This is a genomic window from Bacillus cereus group sp. Bc010, assembly GCF_027716745.1.
GTDB classification, from domain to species: Bacteria; Bacillota; Bacilli; order Bacillales; family Bacillaceae_G; genus Bacillus_A; species Bacillus_A pacificus.
The window spans coordinates 13,816-26,834 of the sequence record NZ_JAQFUY010000010.1; the positions used below are offsets into that span (position 1 = coordinate 13,816).

Consider the following 13,019-nt stretch of genomic DNA (forward strand, 5'->3'; position numbering starts at 1 on the left):
ATCTATTTTGTTATTTCATAACAAGCGAATTAGCAATATCCATCGGTATTACATTGCATACCTTCAAATGAATTTGTTTTATCCTTTTCAATTTCTTTATCAATAACCCTTTCTAGTGTTTCTTTACTAGCAAGCCCTTGAATGACTTCATCTCCAATCATGACAGTTGGAACAGCCATAATATTCGCTTCCTCATATGCGTGCTGAATTGCTTCTTGATGCTTTTCTTTATATTTACGAGTTACTAAAGCATCTTTAAATTCGGCTTCAGGAAGACCTACTTCTACCGCTAATTTTGTTAACACATCAATATCTTCAATGTTTTGCTCTTCTTGGAAAAATGCTGTGAATACGCGGTGATGATACTCATTACCTAGTCCACGTTCTTTCGCAAATTGACATCCTTCAAAAGCTAAATGTGTATATGGATGTGGTGAAACACGTGGCAAGCGCATTTCAATTCCTAACTTCTTCGCTGTCGGAAGAATGAAAGCATCCCATGAACCTAATTTTTCTGGTTCATTCCATGGATCTATTTTTGAATATGGACTTGGACGCAGCTCAAATGGCATCCATTCAATCTCTACATCTTTCTCTTTCGCTACCTCATCTAATGGACCTTTTGCTAAAAAACAAAACGGACATATAAAATCTGAGTATACTTTCATTTTTACAGTCATAACTTTTACACCTTCCCTTTGGTTGTAATCAAATTAGTTACATTGATGATAAAAAAAATATAAATATGATTTAAGCATGCATTTTTTCTTGCAACGATTCAAACAATTGACCCATCGTAATATTTCTCAAAACTTCTTCCAGCGCGGATTGCGCTTGAATCAAAATGACTTCTAATACAGCTTGAATATTTGCTCCAATTGGACAATCTGGATTCGGTTTCTCGTGAATATGAAATAGCTTATCTTCTTCAACTACGTTCACTGCATGATACACATCTAACAATGTGATTTCATGTAAATCCTTTAGTAATCCCGCGCCACCCGGTCCACGATTGACGTAAACAAAGCCAGCTTGTTTCAAATACGACATCATTTTACGAATAACTACTGGATTTGTATTGACACTCTCAGCCATATAGTCTGAAGTACAAAGTGAAGATGGATTGTTTTTCAAAATAGATAAAATATGAACAGCTATGGAAAAGCGGCTACTAATTTTCATCGTGATCACCACCTTGATGTAATCATCATAGTTACAACTAAAAGATAAGTCAATCCTTTTCATAGATTTTTTATAAGCAAATTAAAAAGTGTCCCATTACGATATATGAGACACCTCTTTTTATTCTGCAAATAGCCCTTGAAATTCTTCAATAAATAGCTGCACAGCGATTGAAGAATCCTTTAATGAAGGAACAGCTAAAGCAATTTCTCTCCATACTTGTGGTTCTAATTCTCTCGTTTGCACATTTTTTGGTAAATTCGTTAAAGATAATTCAGCTAATATTGCAATACCTAGCCCTTCTTGAATCATATTTAAAGCGGTAGTAACGGTAGAAATTACATACTCAGCCCGAAGTGGTACGTTGGCTTGTTTAAACATATCAATGATGGGTGGTTCGTATCCGCCCTTACATAATATAATCGGTTCATTCTCCAAATCACGAATTGTAATAGCTTCCTTCTTACAAAGAGGATGATCCTCTCTTAAAATAACAACCATTTTCCCCTTCGTTAATGGAACAATCTCCATCTCTTTATTAGGCAAAATAACAATTCCTATATCAACAACCCTCGATACTAACCAATCTTCAACTTCCTTAATCGTTCCTTCACAAAGAACGACTTCTAAGTTCGGATACTTCTCCTTAAAATGGTTTATCATTTTTGGTAAGAAATGTGCAGAAGCACTCGGAAAGCTCCCAATTCGAATCGTCCCAACTTCGTGCCCTTTCTCCATTGCAACTTCTTGTTCAATCTTCTCTACACTGCTCAAAACCTCTCTAATATGTACAAGAATTCTGTTTCCTACATCCGTAACGAGTAACCCTTTTCGTTTATCCCGTATAAGAATCGTAACTCCTAACTCTGATTCTATACCTGAAATCGCATGACTTACAGCTGGTTGCGTCATATTTAACACCCGAGCAGCCTTCGTAAAACTACCTAACTCAACAGTTTTTATTAATACTTGTAGTTGTGTAATAGTCATAACTAATCACTTATACTCCTCATAAAAAAGATTCATTTTATTTATTACAGTCGATATCATATCATAGTGAAATGAATAACAACAAGGAGGTCTTACAGTGACACAGCTTTCTCGAACTAAGACGGCCATAATCCTTACCTTTCTCGTTTTCATGTGGGGAATCAATTGGCCTTTATCTAAGTTTGCCTTGCATTATACACCACCCGTTTTATTTGCAGGCATTCGAACTTTAATTGGAGGATTCATTTTACTCCTGTTCGCATTACCGAAATACAAAGAGTTACACTTAAAAGAAACTTGGCATTTATACGTTATTTCTTCTTTACTTAACATCATTATATTTTACGGGTTACAAACTGTAGGTCTTCAATATATGCCTGCTGGTCTATTTTCCGCTATCGTATTTTTACAACCTGTTTTACTTGGTATTTTCTCGTGGATTTGGCTTGAAGAATCAATGTACGGTTTGAAAATTTTCGGGCTTGTACTTGGATTTATTGGTGTAGGAGTGATTAGCTCTAGTAGTTTAACTGGACATATTTCTGTCATTGGAATTCTTCTTGCATTAGGATGTGCGATTGGCTGGGCACTTGGAACAGTATTTATTAAAAAAACTGGTCACCGTGTGAACGCCATTTGGATGGTAACAATTCAGCTGCTTATCGGCGGTCTTTGTTTAGTCGGATTTGGCTCAGAATTTGAAAGTTGGTCTAGTATTGCTTGGAGTATGCCATTTGTTAGTGTACTACTCTTTATTTCATTCTTTGTTATTGCAATGGGGTGGCTTGCTTACTTTACACTCGTTGGAGCTGGTGAAGCAAGTAAAGTTGGGGCTTATACATTTCTTATTCCACTAATCGCTATTATTGTAAGTTCAATTTTCTTACATGAGGCCATTACGATTAGCTTATTCATCGGACTATTATTTATTGTAGTGAGTATTTGCTTCGTAAATATAAAGCCGAAAACGCTTGCTGTAAGGCAGCAGGTTGAAGTGAAATAAATATGAAAAAGAGCCTACTGTTTGTAGGCTCTTTCTTATATCTTACTTTTTACGACGTACTACAAAAACACACGCACCTACCGACGATACAATCGCTAAAATAGATAAGACTATCGCTATTACTTGTATTTTACTAGTACCTTCATTCTTTTCTACATTAGATACTTCACCATGTTCTCCTGTTAGTGACGTACCTTTTGCAATTGTAGTAAGTGAATGTGGTTTTTCAGCTTTTTCATCGCCTGTCCATTCAACAATTTCTCCATCTTTATATTGTTGATATGCATCCCAAGCTATTTTTTGTTCTTTATCCGGATTTTTAGCGACGAAAGTAAACCGCTGAAACTGACCGGGTAAAATCCCTTCTCCTGTTGCTTCCCATACTACAGTTTTAACTTTTCCATCATTATCTTTTTGTTCTTCCACTTTCCATCCTGGCACTGGTTCATACTGTTGGAATTCCACACCAGGCGGTATTTTCAGTGTAACTTTTGTTGTTGCTACATTCTTTTCAACTGGTACTTTTATCGTGTAAGTCTCCCAAGAACCAATGTCAGAAGTTGCTGGCTTTACAGTAACGTGCGCACTAACAGGTAACGAAAAAATTCCCATTGCAATTACTGTTGCGATCATTGTTGTTCCTAATTTTTTTATGCGTTTCATTTTCTATTAGCTCCTTTTCATCTATAACGTCTCTTTATCTGCCACCTACAATAAATTTATAATCCGTATCAAAGCTATCAAGAGACTTTGTTAATCCATGTACTTGTATATTCCAGTTGCCTGTCATGTTAATATACATACCTTCTGCTTCATATTCTCCCGGTGAAACTCCCGAAACTTTAAATGATCCTTTTCCCATATTCATATCTAACGATTGCGTAGTTAATATAATTTGTTCCATATCAGTAACAGGTTGTCCATTCTCATCCTTTAAAGTAATATGGAATATATTTTGTCCTACTCTATTAGGACTTACATGTAACGTAAGTTCATATCCATTATCTAATTGTTTACTCTCTGTAAAAGGTCCAGTAGGAGGCATCGGTGGTGTTTGTACGTTTGTCATAAAAGCTACGATTACGAAAATGATAATTCCAATGATAAACTCTACTTTCACCGTAGCACCTAATCCTTGCTCCGCTCTCATTCTCCCTTTCACATAATGAATAATTCCCAATATCCCCATGAAAATGAATAAAAGTATCTTTGCTAATAAAGCTAATCCATACTTCGTATCAAATAACGAGTGGATTGTTGGAATAAAGAATGTACTGTTAAAAAGACCTGTTATTAAAATCACAATGACCGCACCTGTTGCCCACGGTGAAAAACGCTTAATCATATCCCAATACATACTCCACTTGTCATCCTCTTTACGTAAAAGAAGAATAATGGACGATAGACCACCAATCCATAATGAAGCTGCTAATAAATGTAAAAAATCCATAACGACAGCAATGTCTTTAAACTTTAAACCATATGCATGACTATTAAATACTTTCATAACAAGTAGCCCAATAAACAATACTATTGGAACGCTCCATACTTGAAACGACGACAGCTTCTCACGCCTCATCGCAAAATACGTAACGATTATAAGCGAACTAATAAGAGTCATTTGAGTAATCCATATATAACCAAAGACAGAAAGCTGTAATGTTTCTTTTAATAGTAAAGGATTGAATGCTTCTAGCCATGAAACATCCGCATTTATTTTCGCTTGTAGTGGTAGATTGAATAACAAACTAATCAATATCCCAAATAAGGAGATCCATATTATGTTCTTACTCCTTGATCGTACCGAGGTTGCATTACCCTTATACATAATAAGATTAAAGAAGAGCACTCCTATAAATAGTGAGAAACTTGTATATAAAATTCCACGTTCCATAATCATATCAATTTGCGGGACATACCCCATCTCTTCTACCTTTACATCGTCTACTCCCGCTTCTGCTAATCCAATACGGAATGGAATAACTCCTTGAATTGGATGGCCATCAGCTGAAATCACTTTCCACTGAATAGAGTAGAGACCGTTTTTGAGATTCTCTTTTAATCCAGCTTCTAATAGCTTTTTATTTTTTTTATCAATATTAGCATCTTTTAAATCGACCCTTTTACCTGATGTATCTCTCACATACAATGTATTAAAACTTGAGACTTGTATGTCCTCATCGAATTCAATTTGCACAACAGCTGGTGCTTTCTTCAACGTTTCATTTTCAGCAGGGTTTGATTTCACAATGTACGCATGAGCAGATGCACTTTTTGGTATCAATATAATAAGCACACATGCAATGAATAGCCATGCCCCTAACCTTTTCATTACTTTCACAATCATTTCACTTCTTTCTTCCTCATCGCTATACTTTCATTCCTTAAAATTCTCAGGTTTTATTCTTCGGCGAAATATTAACCTTATTAAATATAATCTTCTATACGGTATAACTCTTTGTTTGTCTCTCACCGCTAAACTTCTAATACAATAGTAACTACCTTCATAGATACAGCTTATATTTTTAAAGTAGATTGTTATTATATCATAAAATATATTTATGTAAGTTCCTGAGGAAGAAAAGTAATCGTGAATCATTTGTGAAGAAAGTGTGAAATACATAAATAAAAAAGGCATTACGTTATTACGTAATGCCCTTCTTCCATCATAAAATTTCTCTACTTCTCTTCCGGATAATCACAATACTCAATGATTGTTCCCTCTGTATCCGCTGGGTTAAGATATATTAGTCTTCTACCGTGCTTATTAATTCGAAGTGTATGCTCTAACGTTCGAATACCTTGTTCTTTTAGCTCTTCTAGGGCCACATTTAAATCATCGACACGATATGCCACGTGATGAACACCTTTACCTTTTTGTTTAATAAAGCGCGCTATTGGAGATGTCGTATTATTCGTAGGCGCAAGTAATTCAATTCTATCTCCATCCACTTCAAGAATGGCTACTTCGCTTTCAACACCAGGCGCTTCACTTACGTAACGATCTATTAAAGTTCCTGACAACACCTTTTCATAAAAACGTATCGTACTATCTATATCTCGAACTGCGATGCCGATATGATCAATTGTTTTTTTCATTTTATTTCCCCTACTACTTTATTTTTTCTCATTATTAATAGTAACAAAAAAAGTTATAGAAACAAGTTCTATAACTTTTTTATTTAACCTATTTTCTTATTCGTACTAGCTACTGGTTGAACTTTATTTTTCACTTTTAAAACACTAATGCCATATCCGATAAATCCACCGATAATCGCTGGGAAGATCCAACCTAATCCTACTTCATGCATTGGAAGTAAATTAGTAAGAAGATCGTTCACTACTACTAATTTCATACCAGCTGCATTTAATCCATCAAACATACTTACAATAAATGTTATTAACAAGCTACCTTGATACACTTCTGCTCGCCCTTTAAATAATGGGTGAAGAAGTGTTAGGAAAATTAATACGATTGCTAGTGGATAAATTGCGATTAATACAGGAACAGAAATTGCAATTAATTGCGTTAAACCTACATTCGCAACAACTGCACTGAACACTGATAAGATGATTGCTATCTTTTTATACGAAACATTCGGGAATAGCTTATGGAAGAATGAAGAACATGCTGAAACAAGTCCTACACTAGTAGTTAAACATGCTGCTGTAACCATAATACCTAATATAATTCCACCGTATGACCCGAAATAATAGTTTGAAACTTTTGCTAATACTGCACCACCATTATCTAAATGACCAAGTTTTGCAACACTTGAAGCTCCCATAAATGAAAGTGCTGAATAAATCATTGCTAAAATAGATGCAGCAATCAATGTTGCTTTTGCACAAACAATCATAATGTCTTTTTTTGTTTTTGCGCCCTTTTCTTTAATCGCATTGATGATGATAATACCGAATACGAATGATGCTAACGTATCCATTGTTAGGTAACCTTCTTGGAACCCTTTAAAGAACGCATGTGATGTATATGCCTCTGCGGGTGCTTGCATTTCTCCCATTGGATGAATAAAAGCAAATACTACTAAAATCCCAATAAACGTTAATTTAATTGGCGTTAAGATTTTTCCTACAATATCGACAATTTTCGCGGGATTTAGCGAAAAAAAACAAGTGATGCTAAAAAATATAATTGTAAAAAGAATGAGTGCTGAAGAATCCATAGCTTCTGGTACAAAAGGCTTAATACCAATTTCATAAGAAACGCTGCCTGTTCTCGGAATAGCGAATAGTGGACCAATCGCTAAATATAAAACTGTCGTAAATACAATGCCGAATACTGGATGCACGCGACTTGCTAACGATTGTAAATCTTCTTTACCTGAAATACCAAATGCCAATACTCCTAGCAACGGTAAACCTACACCTGTTACTAAAAATCCAGCGTTAGCAATCCACACATTCTCTCCTGCCGATTGACCAAGCATTGCTGGGAATATTAAATTTCCTGCCCCAAAAAATAGTGCAAATAACATTAAACCAATAACAACTATGAACGAAAACGGTACTTTATTCGTCATAATATAACCTCCATTCAAAATAACCTATGTCATTTCCAATTTTAACTAATTGAATTTTCTGAATATTTAACTTAAGTATCAACTATTCTTGAACTCATTATAGTTTGATATATAATATTTTGCAATACTATTTTTAAACTTTTCATTTATTTTACAAATATACATTTTTTAACATAGAAATAGACTAAAAAACCAACATGGTCATCCATGTTGGTTTTTCCATTTTACTATCAATTAATTAAAATTTCGCCGCTACTTTCTTAACGTTCTCTAAACCTTCTTCAACAATTTGCTGTAAGCGATCTGGATATTGGTTGTGCCCTTCAATTACAACAGTCTCTGGATTTGTAATTCCCCAGAATCCAAGTACATTCGTTACATAATTAACGGCCATTTCCATAGGAGCCATTTGTTCTGAAGAGTAATCTGAACCACGAGCACCTAACACAACAACTTTCTTATCACCAGCTAAACCTACTGGACCATTTGCTGTATATTTAAATGTTTTTCCAGCTTGAGATAAGTATGAAATATATGTGATTAATGGTGCTGGTACTGTGAAGTTCCATAGCGGGAACGCAAATACAACTTTATCAGCTTCTAAAAACTGATTTAAATATTGATCTACGGTTTCTACAGCCTTCTCTTCTTCTGCTGTTAACTCCATTCCTTGACTACGTTTATATCCACCTGAAATAGCAATATTTCCGTAATACGGAAGATCTAATGCAAATAAATCTAACTCCGTAATTTCTGCATTGGGGTTTGCTTCTTTATAAGCACTTACAAATGTTTCATACATTCTTGAACTAACTGCTTGCTCCGCTGGACGATCGTTTGCTTTTACAAATAATATTTTTGACATTGTTTTATTCTCCTCTACTTTTTGATTTTCTTCTTTTTTACCAAATAACGAGCTAAATAATCCCATTTTCTTCACCTAAACTTTCTTATCATATTCATTATTCATCATCACAAAAATTCTTATTCTAATAAAGTGAAACTTTAATCAGTGGGGTTCTTCATCCCCCACTGATTATCAGCCCTCACCAATCGGACTTTTATGGGCAGTTGATCCTCACCTAATTTCTTTGCTTTCGCTGAATTTTGAGATGGGGGTCTTACTGCCCATTAAAGTCGGATAAAAAGTTCCAATAGATACCTTAAGTAAAGATACAAAAAACTTTTTGTTATTTAATTACCTTATGTAAGTGATTGTAATATAGTAACTTACTTTAGTCAAGTAACTTTTAATAAAAAAATAAATCTCAAATTAAAAATATTTACTAAAATACAATTGAATACCAAATACGACTTTATTACTTGTATAATAAAATTAGAGAGGAAAATTCATATTTTAGAAAGGATTTATTCATGAGCACTATAGAAAAGATTCAAACTTTTATTATTCTTTTTGCTGTTACATGCGGCATCGTACTCGGACAATTTAATTTCATACATATGTATTCAGACAAATTTATTGTTCCCTTCTTATTTTTCATGCTATATGGATTATTCCTCAGCATCCCATTAAAAGAAATAAAAAACGGATTTCACAATTTAAAATTTGCGGGAACAAGTCTTACTATTAACTTTTTATGGACACCTTTACTCGCTTGGGGATTAGGTGCACTATTTCTTTCAGATCATCCCGCACTTTGGGTTGGATTTATTATGTTAATGGTTACTCCGTGTACAGACTGGTACTTAATCTTTACTGAAATAGCGAAAGGAAATGTAGCACTTTCTACTGCGATTTTACCTGTAAATTTAATTTTACAAGTACTACTCCTTCCCATTTATTTATTTTTATTCGCTGGTGTTATGAAGACTGTAGCGGTTTCTGTTTTAGTAGAAAGTATTGTTATCGTAATCGTCTTACCATTTTTACTTGCACACGCTACAAAATTCATTATGAATAAACTGAAAAAAGCTGAAACGCTCGAGAATAAACTCATTCCGTTTTTCAGCTCTGCCCAAATTGTATTTTTAAGTTTAGCAATCGTAGCAATGTTTGCATCACAAGGTAAATATTTACTACAAAATATGAATGTCGTTTTATTATTACTCATTCCTGTTCTATTGTTCTTCATCATTAATTTTGTACTAGGACAATTTATCGGGCGCGTTATGCGTTTATCTTATAAAGATACAGTAAGTCTAAACTTAACAACGTTAGCAAGAAACTCACCTGTTGCACTTGCTATTGCTGTAACAGCTTTTCCAAATGAGCCTCTTATTGCACTTGCACTCGTTATTGGACCGTTAATTGAGCTACCAGTACTTGCTTGTGTTTCACAGGTGTTGTTACTTATTAAGAAAAAACGACAATACGCATAATAAAAAACGTCCCGTAATAGGACGTTTTTTATTTTTGAAAAATTTCATACAACACTTATTTCTTATGTATCAATACAAATGAAATAACCGAAACTACAAACGTAATAATCCCAATAATAATAAATATAATAGACGCGGAAATTGACTCTAGGGAATATCCAGTTATTGCAATTCCTATCGGAGTTGATACTAGTAATAACGAATTTAAGAAACCGAAAAATCTTCCTTGCACTTCATTTGGAATTAACTTTCTATACAACACTCCAAAATATACATTACTTACTCCAAATGCAATTCCTGACAGGAAATAATAAACTGAAAATAATATCGGATTTAACGTCGTACCCATTGCCGCATTAAAAATTCCCATAATCGCAGTACATATAAAAGCAGTCGTAATCGTTTTATATGTACGAATCTTTTTCGTAATAAATGCTCCTATTAAAATCCCTATCGGTGATGCCGCAAAAACTATACTATACCATCGCGTAGAAAGATTCATTTCTCTAACAACTATTACTTGCAGTGAAAGTATACATGCTGCTCCAAGTAAATTAATGACCGCAGCGCTCATTAGTAATGTCTTCAACGATTTGTTACTATTAATAACAGAAAATCCCTCTTTAAAATCTTCATAAAAAGGCTTCTTCTTCTCTACTTTTAATTCACGTGGAAATTTGATTCTCATTAAAATTAAAAATGATACAACAAATGTAATTGCATCTAATAAAAATACTCCATGAAAATTAAAAATACTAATTAAAAAGCTAGCCATTAAAGGAATGGCGACCGATATGATTTGTATTGATATTTGCCTCAGCGTAATCGCCTGTTGAACATGCTTTTCTTCCACATATGTTACTAACGCTGCATTTGAAGCTGGAGTAAATAAAGCACTCCCAATTGAACGTATGATAAGTAAAATTAGTAACGGAATGTATAGCATTTTATTATAAAATGCTATAACTGCAATTAAAATCATAACGATACATCTCATAACATCCGCAATTATCATAAGCTTTCTTCTCGACATTCGATCTGCTAACGTTCCTGTTACAGGTGCAAATAAAATTGCCGCCGTTGCAATTGCAATATTTACCCCCGAAACGAGTGATGGCGAGTTTGTTAAATTCATTACCCATAACGGTAAAACAAGTGTAACCATAGAATTACCTATTAAAGAAATACAACTTGCTAAGAAAAAATAAGAAAAAACTTTATTACTCCATATACTAGAGCTATTCTCTTGTATATTACTAACTTCACTTTTCACTGTACTCTCCCCTCTACTCACATATTCTTCTTCTCCTTCTCTTCGTCACCATCCTTTAAAATACAAAAAACCTTCTTCAAAATAAGAAGAAGGTTTACTTATAACCATCTTCTTATCTTTTAGGACTTTTAGATCCTACAGGATTTAGCACCTTTATATAACATTAGGTTGCTGAGGCTTCGAAGGGCCAGTCCCTCCACCTCTCTTAATAAGAAGTTTTTATTCCATTATCTGAATTTTTTTATATATTACATCAAAATGATTTCAATATATTTTTCGATGCAGTTAAAAGAGGATGACATCTATCATCCTCTTTTAACAAATTTGTCGTTACATTAACAGTTCCTTTCTAATTAAAAATTAAAGGAAACGTAAATATAACGAAAGCTGCCCAAAGTCCGTAAATTGGCAAATACTTCGTAACAGCATCTTGGATAGCTGTCGGTCCTGATTTGTTTTGCAAGAAACGCATATAGGAAAACATAATCCAAATGAGATTTGCCCAAATCAGTATGTTTACTCCTAAAACAGCAAGTCTATTAGGTGTAATACCGTAAGAAGAAAGTCTGAATACGATGGCTGACAATGCTACAGTGTCAATAATAAGTGCCAGAACAATTAAGGCGAAATTTATATAATCTGAAATGCTCTTTTTCTCGTCTGAATCACTCTCAACGATAGAAAATATAGTAACAGCCAATACACCAAGGAGTATTCCGTTAAAGGCCATTAGAAAATTACGATCCAAGAATGGATTTTTCCCGACCCAAATTACCGTTATAAGATAAATAAACAATGTGATCAAGACAAGCGGACTAAAAATTTTAGATATGTATGGCGTAATATTTTTAGCAAGTTTAAGATTCAATGATACTAAGTATGCAGCCACTACAGCGAGAGCGGCAGCTCCAAATAAAACAACATTACTAAAATAGAACTCTCCTATATCCAAGTCAACAAAGCTAAATAATCGCATGGTGAATATTGCTAGTATCATTCCACTCACTGCCATGCTCGCATAGAGAAGGCAATATTCTAAATTAAATTTAATATACGCTAATCTTGTACTGCCTTTTGAATATTCATTTCCCGTAAACGCAAGTCCCAATAAGACCCATAGCAATATAGGAAGATGTAAATACGCAAGGATACTGCTGTCTTTATAATTTAATGGCAACATATTGAGATACAACCCGGCAATTAGGAACAACGCTGCAAGGGAATAAATAATACTTTTTTTCGGATTATTATTGTAAACAAAATAAGCAGCGATAAAGGGAATTACACCAAAAGCCAAGTTAATTGGAGCAATTGCTTCCTGCTCAACAAAGTGGAAAATGATTTTCGTGCTTAGCCCTGCTAAAATAGCTAGCATGCCCATGAATAAGAAACCTTTTTGAAACAGCGATACTTTTTCTTTATTTGCCGTCTCCTTGAAATGTAATCTTTCATACCAAGCAGCTAGAACCTGAGAATCAGGTTTTTCATCCCATGCTTGTGAGAATGACTTTCTAAAAGCTTTCGGGTCTTTTCTATACATTCTCTCCAACTCATGAGGGTTATCCATATTTTCAATAATCAAATTGTGATCGTTCATAGTTTTACCTCCTCTAATAAAAAACAGTGTTGTTACCTTTCTATAAAAAGCACCTCACTGATTTATCACGATATTGATTTTAATACAAAATTT

The 13,019-nt window shown here is 34.2% G+C and carries 12 protein-coding genes and 1 riboswitch; of the genes, 2 read left to right on the forward strand and 10 right to left on the reverse strand.

The features are described 5' to 3' along the window. Positions 1-29: 29 nt before the first annotated feature. From PDQ68_RS13375 to PDQ68_RS13385, 3 genes are all read right to left on the reverse strand, one after another. Entirely contained in the window at positions 30-680 is a 651-nt protein-coding gene (locus PDQ68_RS13375; RefSeq protein WP_000216684.1) for a DsbA family oxidoreductase, read from the reverse strand. A gap of 70 nt (positions 681-750) precedes the next feature. Then, positions 751-1,182 carry an Rrf2 family transcriptional regulator gene (locus PDQ68_RS13380; RefSeq protein WP_061182697.1) on the reverse strand — a complete coding sequence of 144 codons (432 nt, stop codon included), beginning with the start codon at positions 1,180-1,182 and terminating at the stop codon, positions 751-753. 120 nt (positions 1,183-1,302) lie between these two features. Continuing rightward, positions 1,303-2,172: a LysR family transcriptional regulator gene (locus tag PDQ68_RS13385; RefSeq protein ID WP_061182696.1), complete on the reverse strand. Its 870-nt coding sequence runs from the start codon at positions 2,170-2,172 to the stop codon at positions 1,303-1,305. A 97-nt stretch (positions 2,173-2,269) separates the two neighbouring features. On the opposite strand from PDQ68_RS13385, the gene PDQ68_RS13390 reads away from it, so the two are divergent. Further along, positions 2,270-3,175, forward strand: a complete 906-nt coding sequence (locus PDQ68_RS13390; protein WP_000192788.1) for a DMT family transporter — start codon at positions 2,270-2,272, stop codon at positions 3,173-3,175. Between the two features lie 42 nt (positions 3,176-3,217). On the opposite strand, the gene PDQ68_RS13395 is transcribed toward PDQ68_RS13390, so the two are convergent. From PDQ68_RS13395 to PDQ68_RS13415, 5 genes are all read right to left on the reverse strand, one after another. Continuing rightward, positions 3,218-3,838 (reverse strand): YcnI family copper-binding membrane protein, encoded by a 621-nt coding sequence (locus tag PDQ68_RS13395; RefSeq protein ID WP_061182695.1) that lies wholly within the window; start codon positions 3,836-3,838, stop codon positions 3,218-3,220. A gap of 34 nt (positions 3,839-3,872) precedes the next feature. Then, positions 3,873-5,522 (reverse strand): copper resistance CopC/CopD family protein, encoded by a 1,650-nt coding sequence (locus PDQ68_RS13400; RefSeq protein WP_061182694.1) that lies wholly within the window; start codon positions 5,520-5,522, stop codon positions 3,873-3,875. Positions 5,523-5,854: 332 nt separating this feature from the next. After that, entirely contained in the window at positions 5,855-6,274 is a 420-nt protein-coding gene (locus tag PDQ68_RS13405) for a VOC family protein (protein ID WP_061182693.1), read from the reverse strand. 83 nt (positions 6,275-6,357) lie between these two features. Beyond that, a complete protein-coding gene (brnQ, locus tag PDQ68_RS13410; protein WP_061182692.1) occupies positions 6,358-7,716 on the reverse strand; it encodes a branched-chain amino acid transport system II carrier protein in 1,359 nt (452 codons plus the stop codon). Between the two features lie 238 nt (positions 7,717-7,954). Next, the gene (locus tag PDQ68_RS13415; protein WP_061182691.1) at positions 7,955-8,647 is read right to left on the reverse strand and encodes an FMN-dependent NADH-azoreductase; all 693 of its coding nucleotides are present in this window, start codon (positions 8,645-8,647) and stop codon (positions 7,955-7,957) included. A gap of 443 nt (positions 8,648-9,090) precedes the next feature. Between PDQ68_RS13415 and PDQ68_RS13420 the strand changes: the two genes are divergently transcribed. Then, positions 9,091-10,056, forward strand: coding sequence for an arsenic resistance protein (locus tag PDQ68_RS13420; RefSeq protein ID WP_061183903.1), 966 nt, complete (start codon positions 9,091-9,093; stop codon positions 10,054-10,056). Positions 10,057-10,111: 55 nt separating this feature from the next. Here the strand turns inward: PDQ68_RS13420 and PDQ68_RS13425 are convergent, their stop codons facing one another. Both PDQ68_RS13425 and PDQ68_RS13430 read right to left on the reverse strand, forming a co-directional pair. After that, positions 10,112-11,329, reverse strand: coding sequence for an MFS transporter (locus PDQ68_RS13425; RefSeq protein ID WP_061183853.1), 1,218 nt, complete (start codon positions 11,327-11,329; stop codon positions 10,112-10,114). A gap of 109 nt (positions 11,330-11,438) precedes the next feature. Beyond that, a riboswitch (SAM riboswitch) is annotated at positions 11,439-11,544 on the reverse strand. Positions 11,545-11,678: 134 nt separating this feature from the next. Then, positions 11,679-12,926: a DUF4153 domain-containing protein gene (locus tag PDQ68_RS13430; protein ID WP_061183854.1), complete on the reverse strand. Its 1,248-nt coding sequence runs from the start codon at positions 12,924-12,926 to the stop codon at positions 11,679-11,681. Positions 12,927-13,019 lie beyond the last annotated feature (93 nt).